The organism is Pseudomonas sp. HP_14, from assembly GCF_055283875.1.
In genome coordinates this window covers 78771-98658 of record NZ_JBTOQI010000012.1, presented here as the reverse complement: position 1 = coordinate 98658, position 19888 = coordinate 78771, and the positions used below count along the sequence as shown (strand labels likewise).

20 protein-coding genes are annotated in these 19888 nt (G+C 58.4%); 12 read left to right on the top strand and 8 right to left on the bottom strand.

From position 1 onward, the window contains the following. Positions 1–79: 79 nt before the first annotated feature. The 8 genes from nadA to ACYASS_RS11780 all read right to left on the bottom strand — a co-directional run bounded on the left by nadA (position 80) and on the right by ACYASS_RS11780 (position 7652). Positions 80–1138, bottom strand: a complete 1059-nt coding sequence (nadA, locus tag ACYASS_RS11815) for a quinolinate synthase NadA (RefSeq protein WP_463586242.1) — start codon at positions 1136–1138, stop codon at positions 80–82. 284 nt (positions 1139–1422) lie between these two features. Further along, positions 1423–2100 (bottom strand): RraA family protein, encoded by a 678-nt coding sequence (locus ACYASS_RS11810; protein WP_463586241.1) that lies wholly within the window; start codon positions 2098–2100, stop codon positions 1423–1425. 199 nt (positions 2101–2299) lie between these two features. Beyond that, positions 2300–3337: an amidohydrolase family protein gene (locus ACYASS_RS11805; RefSeq protein ID WP_463586240.1), complete on the bottom strand. Its 1038-nt coding sequence runs from the start codon at positions 3335–3337 to the stop codon at positions 2300–2302. Further along, positions 3337–4065 (bottom strand): amino acid ABC transporter ATP-binding protein, encoded by a 729-nt coding sequence (locus ACYASS_RS11800; RefSeq protein ID WP_463586239.1) that lies wholly within the window; start codon positions 4063–4065, stop codon positions 3337–3339. The genes ACYASS_RS11805 and ACYASS_RS11800 overlap by 1 nt, the downstream gene beginning before the upstream one ends. Next, on the bottom strand, positions 4062–4808 hold the full coding sequence (locus ACYASS_RS11795; RefSeq protein ID WP_463586238.1) for an amino acid ABC transporter permease: 747 nt from the start codon (positions 4806–4808) through the stop codon (positions 4062–4064). Before ACYASS_RS11795 ends, ACYASS_RS11800 begins: the two co-directional genes overlap by 4 nt. Positions 4809–4810: 2 nt before the next feature. Then, positions 4811–5512: an amino acid ABC transporter permease gene (locus tag ACYASS_RS11790; protein WP_463586237.1), complete on the bottom strand. Its 702-nt coding sequence runs from the start codon at positions 5510–5512 to the stop codon at positions 4811–4813. 40 nt (positions 5513–5552) lie between these two features. After that, on the bottom strand, positions 5553–6359 hold the full coding sequence (locus ACYASS_RS11785) for an ABC transporter substrate-binding protein (RefSeq protein ID WP_463586236.1): 807 nt from the start codon (positions 6357–6359) through the stop codon (positions 5553–5555). An 87-nt stretch (positions 6360–6446) separates the two neighbouring features. Further along, positions 6447–7652 carry an aminotransferase class I/II-fold pyridoxal phosphate-dependent enzyme gene (locus ACYASS_RS11780; RefSeq protein ID WP_463586235.1) on the bottom strand — a complete coding sequence of 402 codons (1206 nt, stop codon included), beginning with the start codon at positions 7650–7652 and terminating at the stop codon, positions 6447–6449. Positions 7653–7784: 132 nt separating this feature from the next. Here ACYASS_RS11780 and ACYASS_RS11775 point away from each other — a divergent pair, with 132 nt between their 5' ends. The 12 genes from ACYASS_RS11775 (at position 7785) to ACYASS_RS11720 (ending at position 19881) form a co-directional block, all read left to right on the top strand. Next, a complete protein-coding gene (locus ACYASS_RS11775) occupies positions 7785–8684 on the top strand; it encodes a LysR family transcriptional regulator (protein WP_463586234.1) in 900 nt (299 codons plus the stop codon). A gap of 381 nt (positions 8685–9065) precedes the next feature. Next, positions 9066–9731, top strand: a complete 666-nt coding sequence (locus tag ACYASS_RS11770) for a response regulator transcription factor (RefSeq protein ID WP_463586233.1) — start codon at positions 9066–9068, stop codon at positions 9729–9731. Then, positions 9724–11115, top strand: coding sequence for a sensor histidine kinase (locus ACYASS_RS11765; protein ID WP_463586232.1), 1392 nt, complete (start codon positions 9724–9726; stop codon positions 11113–11115). Before ACYASS_RS11770 ends, ACYASS_RS11765 begins: the two co-directional genes overlap by 8 nt. Positions 11116–11252: 137 nt before the next feature. Then, the gene (locus tag ACYASS_RS11760) at positions 11253–11453 is read left to right on the top strand and encodes a Flp family type IVb pilin (RefSeq protein ID WP_122665065.1); all 201 of its coding nucleotides are present in this window, start codon (positions 11253–11255) and stop codon (positions 11451–11453) included. A gap of 21 nt (positions 11454–11474) precedes the next feature. Continuing rightward, positions 11475–12032, top strand: coding sequence for an A24 family peptidase (locus ACYASS_RS11755; RefSeq protein ID WP_463586231.1), 558 nt, complete (start codon positions 11475–11477; stop codon positions 12030–12032). 15 nt (positions 12033–12047) lie between these two features. Further along, entirely contained in the window at positions 12048–12953 is a 906-nt protein-coding gene (cpaB, locus tag ACYASS_RS11750; RefSeq protein WP_463586230.1) for a Flp pilus assembly protein CpaB, read from the top strand. 67 nt (positions 12954–13020) lie between these two features. Next, entirely contained in the window at positions 13021–14529 is a 1509-nt protein-coding gene (locus ACYASS_RS11745; protein WP_463586229.1) for a type II and III secretion system protein family protein, read from the top strand. A 15-nt stretch (positions 14530–14544) separates the two neighbouring features. Then, positions 14545–15201 carry a CpaD family pilus assembly lipoprotein gene (locus ACYASS_RS11740; RefSeq protein WP_463586228.1) on the top strand — a complete coding sequence of 219 codons (657 nt, stop codon included), beginning with the start codon at positions 14545–14547 and terminating at the stop codon, positions 15199–15201. Positions 15202–15286: 85 nt separating this feature from the next. Next, the gene (locus ACYASS_RS11735; RefSeq protein WP_463586227.1) at positions 15287–16522 is read left to right on the top strand and encodes a hypothetical protein; all 1236 of its coding nucleotides are present in this window, start codon (positions 15287–15289) and stop codon (positions 16520–16522) included. A 31-nt stretch (positions 16523–16553) separates the two neighbouring features. Further along, on the top strand, positions 16554–17921 hold the full coding sequence (locus ACYASS_RS11730; RefSeq protein WP_463586226.1) for a CpaF family protein: 1368 nt from the start codon (positions 16554–16556) through the stop codon (positions 17919–17921). Continuing rightward, positions 17921–18922, top strand: a complete 1002-nt coding sequence (locus ACYASS_RS11725) for a type II secretion system F family protein (protein ID WP_463586225.1) — start codon at positions 17921–17923, stop codon at positions 18920–18922. Before ACYASS_RS11730 ends, ACYASS_RS11725 begins: the two co-directional genes overlap by 1 nt. Next, positions 18919–19881: a type II secretion system F family protein gene (locus tag ACYASS_RS11720; protein ID WP_463586224.1), complete on the top strand. Its 963-nt coding sequence runs from the start codon at positions 18919–18921 to the stop codon at positions 19879–19881. Before ACYASS_RS11725 ends, ACYASS_RS11720 begins: the two co-directional genes overlap by 4 nt. Positions 19882–19888: the final 7 nt, after the last annotated feature.

Genomic DNA, 19888 nt, shown 5'->3' with positions numbered 1-19888 from the left:
CGATAGCGGTTTATCAGGCAGACCGCTATCGCGGCCTCGCGGTGCTCGTGCGCTCCTACAGGATCTGCTCCGTTAGCCGTCAGGCATTTCCCATCTGCCTCATCCGCGCCGCCTGGGTGAAGTCCAACATCCGCTGCAACGGCCTGACCGCATGGGGAATCACTGCAGGATCTACGAAGATTTCGTTGGTGCCCTCTCGCAGACACTGCAAGGTACGTTCAAGGGTGTTCATCGCCATCCATGGGCAATGCGCGCAACTACGGCAGGCCGCGCCGTTACCGGCAGTGGGCGCTTCGATGAAAATCTTGTCCGGACACAACTGCTGCATCTTGTAGAAAATGCCGCGATCCGTGGCCACGATGAACATCTTGTTCGGCAAGGTCTGTGCGGCCTTGATCATCTGGCTGGTCGAACCCACTGCATCGGCCAGATCAATCACCGACTCGGGTGATTCCGGGTGAACCAGAATCGCCGCCTCTGGATACAGTGCCTTCATGTCTTCAAGCTGCTTGGACTTGAACTCTTCATGGACGATACAGGCGCCGTCCCAGAGCAACATGTCAGCACCGGTTTCACGCTGGATGTAACGCCCCAAATGCTTGTCCGGTGCCCAGATGATTTTCTCGCCGTTGTCCATCAGGCTTTCAACGACTTCCAGCGCACAACCGGACGTCACGACCCAGTCGGCACGGGCTTTGACAGCAGCGGAAGTATTGGCATAAACCACCACCGTACGCTCCGGATGCTGATCGCAGAACGCGGTGAACTCGTCCACCGGGCAACCCAGATCCAGCGAGCAGGTCGCCTCAAGCGTCGGCATCAGCACGCGTTTCTCAGGATTGAGGATTTTGGCGGTCTCGCCCATGAAGCGAACGCCAGCCACCAGGACGGTTTTCGCCGAATGGTTATTGCTGAAACGGGCCATTTCCAGTGAGTCGGAAACACAGCCACCGGTTTCTTCCGCCAACGCCTGAATCACCGGATCGCAGTAGTAATGCGCCACCAGCACAGCGTCCTGAGCCTTGAGCTCGGCCGCAATGGCTGCGCGGTAATGGGCCTGTTCTTCGATGCTCAGCTCTTTAGGCTGTTTGGCATCAAGATGGGCCTGGACCAACAGGCGTTCGGAAATTTGCGTCATGTTCGCTGGACCTGCAAGCGCTCTGATAGCGCACAAGGCGAGTTTACACCCGAAAAGCAGACACAAAAAAAGCTGGAATACCTCATTTTCACGGGCCTTCCAGCTTTATAAGTATGTCGACCAGGGGTCGTGGTTCGGTCTTGGAGCCAATCGTTCACGTCCGAGGGCTCAAGCCGCTGAAGGCGGGCGGATTTTAGCCAGCCCCTTACAGATTTACCATCTGTTTCAGCGGCCTGCGATGCAGGGTCATTTTCCATCGATAAAACAGCAAATGCGTTGATGCTTTATTCCGGAAATACGCAGCCTTTATTCTTGAGACTGTCGATAACCCAACGGCGGTCGTTAGTGCCTTCAGCGATATCCAGAAGTTGCTGAGTTTCAGCTGCATGTTTGGCGCTGGCTTTGTTCAGAACACTGTCGACTTCATTAAAAGGAATGCTTAACAAGCCGTCGTCATCGCCAACAATCATATCGCCCGGCTCGATGACCATGCCGTTGATTGCAATCGGAACATTGATTTCACCGGGACCATCTTTATAAGGACCGCGATGAGTGATACCGGCGGCAAAGACAGGAAAGTCATCAGCGGCAATGCTGGCTGCATCTCGAATAGCACCATTGATGACGATACCGCCCAAGCCCTTATTGATGGCGTAGGCGACCATCAATTCACCAATGATTGCGTTGGTCAGATCCCCTCCGGCATCCACGACAATCACATCGCCAGGTTGGGCGATATCGAGGGCGTAATGCACCATCAGGTTATCGCCGGGCCGGCACTTCACCGTCAGCGCGGGACCCGCCAGCACGCCGGAACGGTGCATGGGCCGCAACGCAGCGCCACCAGCCGTCATGCGATTCATTGAATCACTGACATTGGCCACCGGCACCTGACGATAACCTTCGACCTGTTCAACGCTGACCTGACGGGTGCGTTTCAATACTCTGAATCCACTGGACATGCTGTCGCCTCACTGTGTACTGACGGACCAACGCCAACAACGGCGCTCCATCTTGAGTTAGATAAATAGTCAAAAACCGAACACTAAAAAACCTGCGGATAACTTTCTTCAGGGCGAACGAAGCCACGCCCCGGATATCGGAATCGAAATAACGAATGAAGCCTGAATAAAGAACGATGCGGTTAAAGCGCCTCCTGCATCAATCAGCAAGATTCAAGTTGTAGGTGTACGCTGCCGTCTGACTGAACAGAAAGCGCTTTTCAGCCGCTGTAAAGTCAGCGGTTATTTTCTTGAACGCATTCCACATCACGCCATAGGAATACATACCCTTATCCACCGGAAAGTTACTTTCAAACATGCAACGTTCCACACCGAACGCTTCGATGCAGTGCAGGATATAAGGACTCCACAATTCGGCGAGCGTGTCTGAGTCAGGCGGAAGTTCACGGGTATGCAACGCGAAGCCACCGACGTCCATGCCCAACCCACCCAGCTTGACCAGTACGTTAGGGCAATTGGCCAATTGGCAGATCAGCCGCGACCACTGAGCGAAGACCTCTTCCCGACGACCGGCATACGGGCCGATGCCTAAGGGCCCGCCCACGTGGTCCAGCACGATCACCTGATCCGGAAAGGACCTGGCCAGATCCAGGATTTCCTCGAGCTGGGTGTGATAGCCCCAGACATCCAGCGCCAGCCCGTAACCGTTGAGAAGACTCACCCCCTTGCGAAAGTGCGTGTCAAGGAGGATGCCGGACGGCGGCGGCCTGGGGTTTGAAACCACCTGCGGATCGTCGTGCCAGGCTGTGACGTTACGGATGCCCTGCAACCGTGGCCCCGCCCGTTCAAGCATCTCTTCCAATACTGGCACCACCGCCTGCCCCAGACGCAAATCCGCACCGGCCACGATGGCGCTGCAAATGCGCGCCGGGCCATAAAGACCGCTGGCACTGAGCGCGGCTATACCGTTGGCGAACTCCACCTCACCTACACATTGAAACGACTCGGGCCGGCCCATGTTGTACATCGAGCGGCATTGCACATACACCGATGCCAGCACCCGATGACCGCTGTCGAGATCGTCCAGATAATCGTCCAGCAGGTAATGGTTTTCCGGACGATCCCACAGATGGTGATGCGCATCGACAATCGCCAACTGCGGATCAATCGCCGGTTCATCCACCCGCGCCAGCCAGTCCTTGCGAACGGGCAGGTGCGGCGATCCTGACGGTTTCATCAGTGCGCCCGAATATCAGAGATGAACTTGGCCGCACGCGGGTGTTTCGGTGCCGTAAAGAAGTCTTCCGGCGCAGCGCGTTCCAGCACCTGCCCTGCGTCCATGAACCAGATGCGGTCAGCCACTTCGCGGGCAAAGCCCATCTCGTGGGTTACGCAAATCATGGTCATGCCTTCGGAGGCGAGGTCTTTCATAACCTGCAGGACCTCACCGACCATTTCCGGGTCCAGTGCGCTGGTCGGCTCGTCGAACAGCATCACCGGTGGCTCCATGGCCAACGCCCGGGCAATCGCCACCCGCTGTTGCTGTCCACCGGACAACTGCAATGGCATGGCGTCGGCCTTGTGCGCCAGCCCGACCTTCGCAAGCAGATCACGAGCAGTTTTAGCGGCGTCGGTCTTGTTGCGGTTGAGCACTGTGATCGGCCCGATCATGACGTTATCCAGCACGCTCATGTGCGGGAACAGGTTGAAGTTCTGGAACACGAAACCCACCCGGCTGCGCAACGCATTGAGGTTCTTTTTCGAGGCATGAACGTCTTCGCCGGAAATCAGAATGCTGCCGTCCTGGATTTCCTCAAGGCGGTTCACGGTACGAATCAAAGTGGATTTCCCCGACCCCGAAGGCCCGCACACCACAACCACTTCACCAGCGGTTACTTGCTCAGTGATATCGCTCAGGGCGCGATATTCGCCGTACCACTTGTTCACGTTCTTGAATTCGATCATTTAGGTTGCCCCACCAGAACTGGATTTTCTTCGATGCTTTCATCTACTACGCGGGCAGAACCCAGACGCTTGCGGTTGATGGTGTCCTCCAGCCATTTGGCGAGACGACTCAGCGAGAAGCACAACACGAAATAGAAACCGGCCAGCAGCGCGTAGACCTCGAACGGCTGGGTCAACAGCTGGTTGTTGATCTGATAGGCCGCAAAAGTCACTTCCTGCGTACCGATCAAGTAAGCCAGCGAGGTGTTCTTGGTGATCATGATGAATTGGTTGAGGATGCTCGGCAGCATGTTGAACAGCGCCTGCGGCAGCACGATCTTGCGCATGCACTGGGCGTAGCTCATGCCAATTGCCCGCGCCGCTTCAACCTGACCCTTGGGCACCGCGTTGATCCCGGCACGTACTACCTCACCCAGATAAGCCCCTTCGTACACCACCAGCGCCACCAGCATGGTGACGAAGCCGGAGATGTTGATACCGGTAATCAGCGGCACCGCGAAGTAGCACCAGAAGATCAGCAACAGTAGCGGGATGGCCCGCACCACATAGGTGTAACCCATGGCCACGTTGCGAATCGGTGCTATGGATGAAGTGCGCGCCAGGCCCATCAAGACCGCCAGCGGGAACGAAATAATCAGCGCCAGCAACGCGATGATGATGGTCAGTGCCAGACCGCCCAGCGGTCCTTGGGGGTACTGCCCGATCAGCAGCAGAATCCCGTAATCGTGAAGAATCTCGAGCATGGTTACCTCGCCATCCGCAGATCGATGCGTCGCTGCCAGACGGCACCCAGAATCATGATCGTCCAGGAGCCGATCAGGTAGAACAGACTTGCCACGGCAAAGGTCTGGAAGGTCATGTAGGTTTCACCTTCGATCTGCCGCGTGATGTACATCATTTCCGCGGTGCCGATGGCCATGGCCAGTGCGGTGGTCTTGAACAGAGAAAGCGCCTGATTGACCAGCGATGGAGCCGATGCGCGCATGGCCTGCGGAATCAGAATCTTGCGCAGGGTTTGCACGTAATTGATCCCCAGCGCACGGGCCGCTTCGGTCTGGCCGTTGGGCAACGAGCGGAAGCCGCTGCGCAAGTCTTCGGAGACGTAAGCCGCGCTGTTCAACGTCAGCGCGATAATGGCGAAAATCACTTCGCCGCCGTGGCCGTTGATCCAGTCCTGTGCAGCCAGCGGCAGCAGTTGCGGGATGCCGAAGTACCACACAAACAGCTGCACAAGGCTGGGCACGTTGCGGTGATATTCAACAAAGACCGCCACCACGAAATCGCCGATCCGTCCGGGGATCAAGCGGATCCCCATCAACAGGCACGCCAGCACGAATGCCAGCACTGCCGAGATGAAGAAAAGTTGCAGTGTTACCCCTGCCCCGCCCAGAAACGCGTGCAGGTAGTCCCCCTGAAGCAGGGAACCGAAGCCATTGAAAATTGACACAAGCACCTCGATCGGGCCGCATGAAGCGGCCCGCTTTCAATCACTGGAAATCAGATAGCGCGGTGAGCTTCTTTTCACGCACCAGCTTGTATTCCGTCTGGTCGCCGTACCAGTGATCCCAGAGTGCTTGCAGCTCGCCGCTGGCTTCCATGTCTACCAGTGCCTGATTGATGGCATTGGTCAGCGCGGTTTCGCCTTTTTTGACGCCTACGCAGTTAGGCTCGAAGTGCAGCGCCTGATCAAGAAAACGCATGTTCTGGCTGCGGGTATGAAAGCGGATCGATGCTGGCTCGGTCATCGCCATGCCTTGAACCTTGCCTTGTTGCAGGGCCAGGAACGCTGAAGGCGCGTCTTCAAAGCCTACGACTTTGGCGTCGGTGATTTGCTGGCGTGCATACAACTCCGGCGTGGAGCTCTTGATGGCACTGACGCGCTTGTCCGCCAGATCCGCGAACGACTTGATGCCGCTGTCGCCTTTGACCAGCACTTTGATCGGCACCTGATAGTAAGCCGAAGAGAAATCGATCTGCTCGGCACGCTCCTTGGTGTAACCCAACGCGGCGGCTACTACATCGGCGCGGCCGGAAATCAGCGTCGGGATCCGCGCACTGACGGCGACGCCCTGCAGCTCGGCCTTGACGCCCAGATGCTTGGCCAGGGATTTACACAAATCGACATCCAGACCAACGATTTCCCGGGTGGTCGGATCCTGATATCCCAGGGGCACGCTGTCAGTCAACGTCGCGCAACGCAGGGTTCCGCGATCCTTGACGTCCTGTAAGCCGTCAGCCATTACCGTGGTTGCTGCCATCAACCCCATCAAAGTAAGCAAAACCTTTTTCATCATGGTCGGTATCTCTTCAAAAATGAGGGCAGAAATAAAAGCGGATCTTTTTTTAGTTTTTTTGAAAGTAGTTTTTGGCCACGACTCACCTCAACTCAATGCCTGGCATGCCTCCTTCATTCTCCGGCACCCTTCGGTAATGATCTCGGTCGACGTGGCAAACGAGAGACGCAGATAAGGTGACAGGCCGTAAGCCGCACCATCGAGCACAGCGACATTGGCGCTCTCGAGCAAGTAGTTGCGGACATCCAGATCCGACTGCAGCACCACACCGTCTGGCGTGCGCTTGCCGATCAGACCGCCGCAGTTAGGGTAGGCATAAAAGGCCCCTTCAATGGCCAGGCACTTGAGGCCCGGTACGTCATTCAGCAATTCGATGATCAGATTGCGGCGCTCAGCAAATACCCGCGCAGCCTCTGCGACGAAACTACCACCCTCTTCGAGCGCTGCCACTGCGGCAGCCTGACTCACCGCCGATGCGCCGCCGATGCTTTGCGACATCAATTTGTCCATGGCCTTGATCAGCGCAACCGGACCGCCAGCATAACCAATGCGCCAGCCGGTCATGGCGTAAGCCTTGGATACACCGTTGATCACCAGCGTGCGCTCCTTGAGTTCCGGGGCTTGCACGGCAGGCGCGGGCAATGCGGCACCGGCGTAGTTGAAGTGTTCGTAAATCTCGTCAGTCATCAGCCACACGTGCGGATGACGCACCAGCACGTCGACGATGGCCTGCATTTCCGCTTCGCTGTAAATCGCGCCGCTTGGATTGTTCGGTGAGTTGAGCACCAGCCACTTGGTCTTCGGCGTGATCGCGGCTTCGAGTTGCTCAGGCTTGAGCTTGAAGCCCTGGGAGTCCGGGCACTCGACGATAACCGGTACACCGCCATTGAGCTTGACGATGTCCGGATAGCTGACCCAGTAAGGCGCGGGGATGATCACTTCGTCGCCCTCGTCCACGGTGCAGGTGAAGGCGGTGTAGATCAGTTGCTTGGCACCCGACCCGACAACGATTTCAGCCAGTGAATAATCCAGGCCGTTGTCTTGCTTGAACTTGCGCTGCACGGCGGTCTTCAGCTGTTTGGTGCCGGTGGTCGCGGTGTAGCGAGTCTGCCCTGCCAGTGCGGCAGTGCGCGCAGCTTCGATAATCGAAGTCGGGGTGACGAAGTCCGGCTCGCCGACGCAGAAGTCGAGGATCTTCTTGCCAGCGGCTTCAAGCTCCATGACTCGCGCTTTCGCGGCAACACTGGCGGACGATGCAAAACGATTCAGTCTGTTCGAAAGCGGGTACGACATTGTGGATGACCTGTAGGTTTAGGCTCGGTTGCCTTGAAGACTACTGATTGCCAAAACGAACAAAAAGCGATTTTTTGTTGTGTTTATTCATCTCCCGAGGGAATCTTTCAGGAAGCTAATGAGGACTCCGGAATGATTACGATCAAGCAGATAGAAGCGATTTTCTGGGTCGCACGGCTGGGCAGTTTCGACTCGGCAGCCGACCACCTGAACACCACGCAGTCAGCCATTTCCAAGCGTATTCAGGACCTGGAAACGCGTTACGGGCAACCGCTGTTTGACCGGTCACGACGCAGTGCGCAACTCACACCTATGGGTGAAGAACTGGTCGCGCTGGCCTCAAATCTGTTGAATCAGCGGGACGCCATGCTGCAGCGCCTGGAGAGCCCGGAGAACCTGCAACGCAAGTTGCGTCTGGGGGTTACGGAGCTGACCGCGCTGACCTGGTTACCGGATCTGGTCAGTGGCATTCGCAGCGCCTATCCACTGGTGGAAATCATCCCGGAAGTGGATCTCAGCCCGGTGCTTTACGAGCGTTTGGCGAGCAACTCCATCGACCTGATCATTGTTCCGGACATCTTCCAGGACAATCGCTTTTCCGCCGAGAAACTCGACTCAGTGGAGAACGCCTGGATGTGTACACCGGCTTTGGCGGGTGATCAGACGAGCATGACGCTGGAAGAACTGGCGTCGCGCACTCTGATCATTCAGGGAGCGCTGTCAGGCATGGGCATGGCCTATGGGCAGTGGTTCAAAATGAAAGGCATCGACATCGCCAAGTCGATTACCTGTAACAACCTGCTGGCGCAGATCGGCCTGGCAGTGTCCGGGCTGGCAACCGCTTGCCTGCCCTTGCACTGTCTGAGCCATGTGCTGGATCGCAAGCTTTTACAACGGCTGGATGTCACACCCGCACTGCCGCAGATTTCCTACAAGGCTATGCATCGCAGCACCGAGGATGACCGGTTCATGGCTGACATTCTGGCCATCACGCGCAATGCGTGCGACTTCACCAAGTTCATTATTCATTGAGGTGCGGAGCACAGGGCGACGGAACTGGAATGCGATCCATACGACAGACTCCAGGTTGAACTGCTGGAGCGAGGCTTGCCCGCGAAGAACGATAACTCGGTACATCTGATCCAATGGGGCGACTGATTCGCGGGCAAGCCTCGCTCCAACAGGACTCGATCAGACGAGACAACGCTCCACCTGGCACACCCATCCTGCGGCCCTCCCCCCCTCTTTCAATGCATTCATCAAAAGCATTCATAAGCCAATTGCATGGCATTTGACTATCATGCAACAATAGTGAGAATCATTATCATTACATTTAACAATTCTTAACCCTATTCCAAGCGCACTGTTGTTAAAAGAGAACCCGCTTAGAGCAAAGCCAGAAGGAAGATCAACATGCGAGTACTGGTGGTAGAGGACGATGTGGCTGTGAGCCACTGGCTTGGCAGTAAACTGCATGCAAGCGGCCACAACTGTCGAATGACCGATAACGGCGAAGGTGCTCTGGAAATGCTCGAGCGGGAAGCCTTTGACGTGGTCATCCTCGACCGCATCCTGCCGAAAATGGACGGTATTGAAGTGCTGACGCGTCTGCACGGCAAACCTCATCCACCGGTGCTCATCCTCTCGGCCAACGACCAGTCAGCAGACCGTGTGGAAGGCCTGCGTGCGGGGGCCGATGATTATCTGGGCAAGCCTTTCGATTTCACCGAGTTGCTGCTGCGCCTGGAATTGCTCGCACGTCGCCGCAGCCAGTCGACTCAGGAAGAAAGCATTCAGATTGAAGACCTGCACATTGATCTGGGTCGTCGTGAAGTGACCCGCGGTGGTCAGCGCATCGACCTCACCGATAAGGAATACAAGCTGCTGCTGGTACTGGCTAAAAACAATGGTCAGACCGTTACCCGCGGCATGCTGCTGGAAAAAGTATGGGGTTATCACTTCGATCCGCAGACCAACCTGATCGACGTTCATCTGTCGAAACTGCGCACCAAGGTCGACAAAGGTTTCCAGCGCTCGATGATCCGTACGATTCGCGCGATTGGATACGCCCTTGGTTAACACCGATAACCTGAGGCTGCTCCTCAACACCAGTAACTTTCGTCAGGCCACCACCATCGCCTTCATTTGTTTGCTGGTAGCGCTGGCCTCGATCATCTTGTGTAACCACCTGCTGGAAATCGTCATGCGCAGCCATGTGCGCGAGATGATCCTGGCCGATGTGCGCTCGCAACAGCTCAATGGCCGCCTGCAAAAAACCGAGCAAGTGCTGGCAGCGCTCGCGTATCGCGACCCTTTTGAAACCCGCAAGGACCGTCACGCGCTGCTGTTCGACCGTGATGACAAGGTTGTTTTCGGTGACGCTAATCTGCTTCCGCAAAGGCACTGCAAAGAAGCCTGCAGCAACAACTGGCGCCATACCCAAGTCATCGATGCGCAGGGTAACGAGAGCGAAATACTCGGTTTGCTGGTGCCCCTCGCCGATGGCGGTCACTACTTCAGCGCGTACGATCTGCATCCAATGCTGGAGCGTACCCGCATCATTCCATTGCTGACTGGCGCAGGCCTGCTGCTGATTTTGTTGTTCATCCTGCTCACCAGCTTGCCGTTCAGTATGCGCAACATGTACCGCATCAATCGTATCCGCCACGCCTTGGCGCTTTACGCCAAGGGTGATCACAGCGTGACCGTGCCCTACGACGAATACGGGGACGAGTTCGACCAACTGGGCAGCGACGTCAACCTATGCCTGCAGCGCATCAACCGCTTGATGGACGAAGTGCGTAACGTCACCAGCCATATCGCCCATGAACTGCGCACGCCCTTGACGCGCCTGCAGAGCAGGCTGCAAAACGCCACCGAAGGTGTCGACGGCGACATTCGCGCAGAGCTGCTGCAGGCCGTCAAAGAAAGTGAGCGCATTCAGAATCTGTTCCGCGCCGTGATGCGCGTGGGTGAAGTGGAAACCGGCCGTTGTGCTCATGATTTCGAAAGCATTCAGGCCAACGAACTGCTCATTGACGTACGCGATTACTACTTGCCAATGGCCGAAGAGTTGGGCTGCCCGCTACTGATCGACACTGATAGCCGCTGCTGGCTCTACGGTGACCGGGCCTTGCTGTTTCAAGCCATGGCCAATCTGGTGGACAACGCCCTGAAATATGCCCCGAGCGGACTGCCCATCACCCTCTTCGCCTCCCATCATCAGGACTGGTGTCACTTGGGCGTCGCCGATTGCGGACCGGGTATTCCAACTCAGATGAACGACAAGGCCATGGAACGCTTTCAACGCCTGGACACCAGCGGCAACGTTCCTGGCAATGGCCTGGGACTAACCCTTAGCAAGGCAATATGTGACCTGCATGGCGGCTCGCTGAAGCTGCTCAATAACAACCCTGGCTTACGCGCGACCATCAAGATCAAAGCCCGCCAGGAACTGCGCTGAGGGGCGAGGTTCCTTAAGCATTCTTAATAATCGCGTGCTTGTTAACCAATTGAGAATGAATCTTAATATCGGCCATTCCGGGGACACACTTCCCCAGATCAGATTTCAATACCGAGCCGATCAAAGGAGCCTTCTCTATGTCCCCGTCCCTGAAAAAATTCCTCGCTGATGAAAGCGGTGTGACTGCCATTGAATACGGCATTCTGGCTGCCGCCATGGCCGCCGCGATTGGCGTGATCTTCGGCTCCGACGGCGTATTCGTGACAGCCCTGAAAGATCGCTTCGCGTCTATCGCCGACCAGATCACCAACACCAATACCCCTGGCGCCTCGAAGTAAGTACGCGAATCGGAGCCGGTCATGGGCGACACTTTCATCATGCTGGTTCTGCTTCCAGCGCTGGCCTGGGTGATCTGTTCAGATCTGCTCTACCGCCGTATTCACAATTTACTGGTGGTGTTGCTGCTGGTCGTCTGGCTGTTTTTACCGCTGTCCGCTGCGTTCGGCTCAGGGCCGTGGGGCGAGATGAGCGGCAGCCAATTGATGAGTCTGCTGGCGCGTTGCGCAGCAACCGCCGTCATGGTGCTGCTGGTCGGCTACTGCTTGTTCTGCCTCGGCCGGGTGGGTGCCGGTGACGTAAAACTGATGGCTGTGCTGTGCCTGTGGGCTGGCGACGGGCAAATGGTTTTTCTCATCGTCACAGCCTTGGCCGGTGGGGTATTGGCGCTGCTGCTGCCGATGTTGAGCATTGTCGAAAACAGCCTCGCCAGAGGCTGGCAGCAGTTGGCAACACAGCACCTGAAACTGGATATCGAGATACCGACAGTCCTGACGGAAAACCGCCCGCTCGGCATTCCTTATGGCCTGGCCATTGCGACCGGCGCGCTTTACACCCTGTTCGTCCCCATTCACTCCTGACAGCACGGTTCACTCATGAAAGCCCCCTCCATTCTTCTTCTGGCAGGCACCTTGCTGGTGGCTGGCAGTGCAGCGCTGCTGGTCCGAGTCATGTTGAAACCTGCGCCTGCCACCGTCGTCCAGCAGCAAGCGCCTAAAAAGGTCGAACAGGCAAACCTGCAGGCCATCCTGGTTGCCAGCCGCGATCTCAAGCCCGGCGAGTTCATCGACACCGCAGCGGTGCGCTGGGAAGAGACCGAGCAGGAGCATTCGCCGCTGCTCTACTTCCTCAAGAGCAAGGACAACGTCGGCATGGTGCTGGGTGCAACCGTGCGCCAACCCATTGCCAAAAACGAGGCGCTGGCCAGCAACCTGCTGGTGCACCCGGGTCAACCGGGGTTCATCGCCGCGGTACTCAAACCTGGCCTGCGGGCAATTTCGGTGCCGACCAGCGCCGTAGCCAGTAACTCCGGCCTGATCTCCACGGGCGATCGCGTTGATGTGATCCTCAGCCTGGACCGCGACAAGGAGGAAGCCACGCTTCAGCCGGGCCAGATCGTCCCGCGTCTTGCATCGCAGACGTTGTTGCGCGGTGTGCGCGTGCTGGCCTTGAACAACGTGACCCGTGGCGAACTGACGCCGCGCAGTGAAGAAGCCGAACCAAAGAAAACCAAGCGTGAGTTCTACGACACCGCGACGCTGGAAGTCAGCCCGGCGCAAGCGGAACGGCTGGCGGTAGCCAGGGAGATCGGCACCTTGCAACTGGTCCTGCTCGGTGCCAGCGAGCCGGTTGCGCAAACCTCGGTCGTAAACCCGAGCCGGGTCACCTCACTGACTCAAAGCACCAGCATCTACGACAGCTTTAGCGGCCAGGCCCCCAAAGCACCCAAGGTCCAGATGTACCGCGGTGTTCAGACAGAAGTCCTGGACTTCGGCCGGTAACCCTGAATCGTCATAGCACACCGCCGGAACAGAACCGGCCGGAACAGCCCAATCGGAATCACAGACAATGAAGTTCGTTTCGAAAGCTCCCGCCGCCTCGCTGGCCTGCGCCCTCGCGGCAAGCCTGATCTGGTCCAGCACGGCCGTCGCACTGGATGCCCCGGCAGGCCTGGATGAAGCCGATCAAAGCCAGGAGGAGGTCGATCAGGGCCAATACGTGGTCGAGGAACAACCGGCACCGAAAAGGCTGAATCTGCCGCGCAAGCTGACGCAGGTCAAAGAGACCGAAGATGTGCAATTGCTGGTCAAGCAAGGCCGCTTGCTGCAACTTCCAAGAGCCGCCACCACGGTGCTGGTGGCCGATCCTTCCGTTGCCAGCTTTCAGGTGCCCTCCCCGGGCAGCGTCTTTGTGTTTGCCCAGAATGCGGGCACCACAACGCTGTATGCCATGGATGAAAACGACGAGGTGATCGCGGCGCTGCGCTTGGTCGCTACACACGATCTGTCAGCGCTGAGCAAACAGATTGCCGAAGAAGTCCCCGGCTCTAAAATCGAATTCGGTCCGTCCTCGGGCAGTGGCCTGATCGTCCGCGGCAGTGTGCGCACACCTGCGCAAGCCAAGCAGGTCATCAAAAGTGTCGAGGCTTATCTGGGTGCAGAAGACAGCAGTTCCCAAGGGGGCGGCGCAGGGGGTGGTGGCGGCGCAGCACCGGGGGGCGGTGGCGGTGCTCAGGCTCCAAAAGTCATCAACCAGCTGAAAGTCGAGCTGTCCGCCCAGGTCAACATCAGCGTGCGGATCGTCGAAGTGTCGCGCAGCATGACCACCTCTCTGGGCATGAACTGGGGCGTGGCGCTCAAGGACGGCAACTTCTTCTTCAGTAATGCCAGCAGCCTGTTCGATGCCACCACCGGCGCCATCGTCCAGCCGACCGGGACCAACACAGTCGGCCAGGGCACCCGTACTCGTGGCTCGACCACGGTGTCGGGACTGCTGACCGCGCTTTCCGAAGACGGGCTGGCCACGGTGCTGGCTGAACCGAATCTGACGGCGATGTCCGGTGAGACCGCAGGTTTTGCGGCGGGCGGTGAAGTGCCCATCGTGATCATCACTAACAACAACGTGACCATCGAGTACAAGCAGTACGGGGTGATCATGCGCATGACACCGACACTCCTGTCACCTAACCGCATCAGCCTGCATGTCGCTCCGGAAGTCAGCGACCTGTCGGACGAAGGCGCCGTCACTCTGCAGGGCAACGTCATTCCGGCATTCAAAGTGCGCCGCGCGGACACCACCGTGGAACTCGCCAGCGGCCAGAGCTTTGCTTTGGCGGGCATGTTGCGCAGCAATGTCGCCCAACAGGTCACTGGCGTACCCGGCCTCAAGAGCATCCCTGGTATTGGCCGCCTGTTCGAGACCGAAACCAGCTCACAGGAAGATACCGAGCTGGTCATCATCGCCACCGCTTACGTCGTCGAACCGACCATGCCGAGCGATCTGCAAACACCGGGCCGAGGCATTCGCGCACTGGATGCCCAACTGCCAAGCCAGGCTTCCGCCGGCTACCTGTACTGAGACCCGGAGAACATCATGCCCGCTGCTAAATCATTGCTCTCCCTTGTTGCCGTGGCTCTGTTGCTCGGTGGCTGCGACCGACCGCTGAACCAGATGCGCGAAAGCCGTTTCGCCCCCGATGACCAGGCTCAGGCAATCACCGTTGCCCCTTCGGCGATGGTCACGTCGTTGCAAGCTACGCCCAATGGTGGTTTTACCACGGAATCGCTGGCCAACCTCAACACCTTGCTCAAGGCCCAGGGACGTCTGCGCAATCAGACCCTGACCTTGCAACCGTTCACACCTGTCGGAGAAAAACTCGCTGAGCGGCTGGCCAGTGTCCTGCGCGAGCAAGGTGCCAATCCCCAGCAACTGCGGGTTGCGCCGGTACAACTTCAGACGGGTAATCCACAGAACTGGGACCTGCAAATCGTCTCCGAGGCCTTGGTGGTCAAGACTCCGGACTGCGGGATCACTGACAGCAAGACCTGGACCGTCAAACCCTACCAGGCGGTCGGCACACTGGGTTGCGCCAATCGATCCAACGTCGCGCGCATGGTCGCCGACCCACGTGATCTGGTCAGGGCACAAACCCTCGACGCCGGTGATGGGACCGCTGCAGTCAATGCCGTGACCCGCTACCAGGATGGCGAGACACGTGAGCTGCTCGATATCGACTTCAACGAAGACTGACCCTCTGGAGCAGCGAGCCGGGCCTGAGCACGGCGCGCTGCAACTTTCAGCAATCAGTGCTGCCAGGCGCCGCGAGGACACCCACATGAATGACAACAACCACAGCAGTGACAACCAACCGTTGAACAGTGGCGTCATGCTGTTTCCCTCCTCCGGGCAGGAAGCACAGCGCTACGTCGAGCAGATCGTGCGTCTGGGCCACGACGCCAGCCACGTAATGCCGGGTGGTATCAGCGCGGCCATCAACTGGAGTCAGATCAACCCGTCCCCAGCCGTCATGCTGGTGGATATCGACGGCGACCCACTGCCGTTGCAGTCACTCAGCGAGCTGTTTGAAAACTGCGACCCCACCTGCCAGATCGTCGCGACCGGCAGCCGACAGGATGTCGATCTCTATCGCACACTGCTGCGCAACGGCGTGTGCGATTACCTGGTCAAGCCGGTTCCCTTCGACTTGCTGGCGGCAACGCTGGCCAGAGCACAAGGCGCAGACCAGCACGAAGCCCATGGCGTGCGTAACGGTCGTACCATTGCCATTACCGGCGCCAGCGGCGGTTGCGGCAGCAGCACGGTGGCCACAGGGTTGGCACAGTTGCTTTCAGAGCAACGTCATACCGCCACTGCCATCGTGGATTTCGACCGCCACAACGGTGATCTCGCCTTGCTTCTGGGCTACGACGGTGATGCCGGACTGGCGGGTGCCTTGAGCAGCAACGAGATCGACAGCCGCTTCCTGCAACGTTCCATGGGCAAGATCAACGACCGCCTGCACCTGCTGGCCCAAGAGCCCAGCTACCAGATTGATACGCACCTCTCGGTAGAGCAGCTGCTGAGCCTGGGCGGCAATCTGTGCCGCATGTTCAATCAGGTGATCTGGGACTTACCGGCTGGTCGCCCAAGCGGCTGCATGGATGTCCTGGCCCACGCGCAAACGCGCATCGTCCTTGCCGACATGAACGTCCAGGACGCACGCAACACCCACCGTTTGTTGCGTGAGATTGGCGATGAAAGCGACGGTCAGCATCTGCTGCTGGTGATCAACCCGTCACGCGGCAACCTGGCGTCGGGTGTCGAGCGCAAGCAATTCGAGGAGTTCGTCGAACGACGTATTGATCTGGTTCTGCCCTATGCCGGTCAGTCCCTGAGCAGCAGCCTGCTGACAGGCCCACTGCGCCTGTCCAGCGCGCCAGCGTTCCAAAGCAGCCTGCTGGAACTGACCGATCTGGCGTGCGGGCACACGCCACGCAAAACCAGCCTGCAGAGCAGCAACATCATCAGCCGTCTCAAGAACGTTCTGGGCCGCAGCCGCTCGGCCGCCTGAGAACGAACGCCTGAGAACGAGGAATTCAAACATGCTCATCCGTCAGCCGCAGAAACCCAAACCCGCGCGCAAGCAAACAGCGGAAAACCCAGCCCCGGCCGCCGTACAGGAAGTGCGGGCAACGACGGTTGCCCGCAACGTGCCGGGCAAGTCGCTGGATAGCGCAGGTGCCCACAACCGGCGGCTGATCCGTGGCCATCTGTATGACCAGATTGACCCGCTGAAAGCGGCCGCCATGGGCCGCGATAAATTGCGCGGACAAATCGAGTCGCTGATCCGCCGCATCTGCGATGAAAACCGCTTGCAACTCTCCCGTCAGGAAGAGGAAACCATCGCCGAAGAAATGCTTAACGAGATGGTAGGCATTGGCCCGATCCAGCCGTTGCTCGCCGACGACTCGGTGAACGACATTCTGGTCAACGGCGCCGGGCAAGTGTTTGTCGAACGTTACGGCAAGCTGGAACTGTCACCGATTACCTTCGTTGACGAAGCCCATGTGTTCAACACGGCGCAGCGCATCGCCGCCGCGGTGGGCCGACGTATCGATGAAACCCACCCGATGGTCGACGCGCGTCTGGCCGACGGCAGCAGGGTCAACGTCATCACTTACCCGCTGGCAATCGATGGCACGACGATTTCCATTCGTAAATTCATGCGCCGCAACATGTCGCTGGAAAGCCTCTCCGAGCGTGGCGCAATTTCCATGGAAATGGTGGAGGTGTTGCGTCGCGCCATGGTCGCCAAACTCAATATCATCGTTTCCGGCGGAACCGGTGCAGGCAAGACCACCTTGCTCAACGCCCTGTCGCAGAAGATCAGCGACGAAGACCGCATCATCACCATCGAAGACGCCGCCGAACTGCAATTGCAGCAGATCCATGTGGTGCGCCTTGAAACCCGTCCGGTCAGCGCCGAAGGTACCGGCAAAGTCGACCAACGCGACCTGGTGCGTAACGCCCTGCGGATGCGTCCTGACCGGATCATTCTCGGTGAGGTGCGTGGCGGCGAAAGCTTCGACATGCTTCAGGCGATGAACACCGGTCACGATGGCTCGCTGTGTACGGTCCACGCCAACACCCCGCGCGACGCCATCATGCGACTGGAAAACATGGTGATGATGGCCAGTATGCAACTGCCGCTGGAGGCTATCCGACGGCAGATCGCCAGTGCCGTCAATCTGATCGTGCAAGTGGAACGCATGCGCGATGGCGCACGGCGCATCGTCTCCATCACTGAAGTCTGCGGTATGGAAAACGAAGTCATCCAGAGCCAGGAACTGTTCAGCTTCAAGACGACCAGCGTCGATGCCAAAGGCCGCCTCAGCGGGCAATTTGCGTCCAGCGGCCAACGCCCGCAGTTCTACACCAGCCACGCGCATCTGTTCGAAGGTCAGGCCTGATGGACGCCACTCTGGATCTGCTCACCCTGCTGGTCTTTCTCGCGGTGCTGCTGGCGTATTTCGCTGCACGCAGCCTCAATGGCCGCCGCCGGAAAGACAAAGACACCGCGCTGCACCTGGCCATGTTGAAAACCCGACTCAATGCGGGTGAAAGCGACAAGGCGGCTGCCGAGCTGACCTCGACCAAAGCGCAGGACATTCTCCGTGAAATGGAGCGCGCGCCCTTTGCCCGCATTCCCGTTTTTGGCAAGGCGCTGGGCAAAATCTGGTTCAACCTGAACGTACTCGGCTGGCAAAAAAACCTGCGTGTTCGCCTGACCATGCTGGCTTTGGCCAGCCTGTTACCAGCCACGCTGCTGGGCCGTGAGATGCCCATGCCCTGGGTTTCCGGGAGTGTGCTGGCGGTGCTCTGTTTTGTCCTGCTGGCCAACATCAGTTACCGCAATGCCTTGGCCAAGCACCTCAAGCAACTCAAACAAAGCCTGCCCGAAGCCATCGACGCGATCACCCGCACCGCCCGGGCGGGCGTACCGATCACTAACGCCTTCGCGCTGGTAGCAGAGAACATTCCAGGGCCGTTGGCAGTGGAGTTTTCTCTGATCGATAACTGGATGCGACTGGGCCTGCCGTTGCGCCAGGCCATGCAGGATTCGGCCAAACGCATACCGCTCAATGAGTACCGTTTCTTTGCCGTGATCCTGATCATCAATCAGGAAGCGGGCGGCCGACTGGGTGAAACCCTTGACCGACTTGCCTCGACCCTGCGTGAGCGTCAGGAGTTGCAGTTGAAGATCCAGGCCAAGACGTCAGAAGCACGGGCCTCGGCCAAGATCGTCGCCTCGCTGGTGCCCATGGCGCTGGGCTACATGTACCTGAACTCACCGAACGATTTTCGTTTTCTGCTCAATGACCCGACGGGGAACAGCGTGCTGTTCTATGCCTTCGGCAGCGTCACGCTGGGACTTTTGATCACCCAGCAGATGGTCAGGAGGGTGGTATGAGCACGCTGTTCGACGATCCGATGGCGCAAGGCGCACTGGCCGTTCTGCTGGCAGGACTTGGCCTGACGCTGATTGGCCTGCACCAGAGCAAACGCGTCGCCCCCTTGTTGCAACGTCTTGGCAAACGCCAGAAGACAGAGCAAGCCGGTGCGCAACAGGCCAACATTTTGCGCCAGCAAAGCTTGCGACTCCCGCCCAGACTGCAAGCGATTTTACTGCCGATGGCGCGTATCGGTGAAGGCATGGCGGGTACCGCCAATGACCGCCGCCATCTGCGCCGGTTGTTGTCCATGGCCGGCCTGCGCAGCCATGAAGCACTCGGGCTGTTGATGGTGGGCAAATACACCCTCAGCCTGGTACTCGCCAGCATTGTGCTGTTCGGTGTACTTGATGCGAAATCGCGCTTCGGACTTAACGGACTGGCCTGCGGTCTGACCGCGCTGTTCGCGGGCACCGCATTGCCTGAAGTGTGGCTCAAGTGGCTCAGCGCCAAGCGCGGCGGCAAGCTCTCGCGCAGCCTGCCGGATGCCCTGGACCTGATGGTGATCTGCGCCGAAGCCGGTTTGCCTCTGGGCCGCGTGCTGCAAGTGGTGTCCAAGGAACTGGCGTTATCCGCACCGGAAATGGCTGAAGAATTGCGCTACACCTTCGCCGAACTGCAGATCCTCAGTGACCGCTCGCGGGCGCTGGTCAACCTCGCCGAACGTACTGGCGTCAGCGGTATTGAGAGCATGGTTGCCACCCTGATCCAGGCCGAACGCTACGGGACGCCACTGTCTCAGGCACTGCGTACGATTTCCGATGAAAGCCGTAAAACCCTGATCCTCGACCTTGAAGAGCGGGCCGGTAAATTGCCCGCTCAACTCAGCGTCCCGCTGATGACCCTGATCCTGCCGCCGATTGTCGCGATGATGGGCGCACCCGCCATGGTGCGCATCATTCGTCTGCTCGGCAGTTGATCCCACA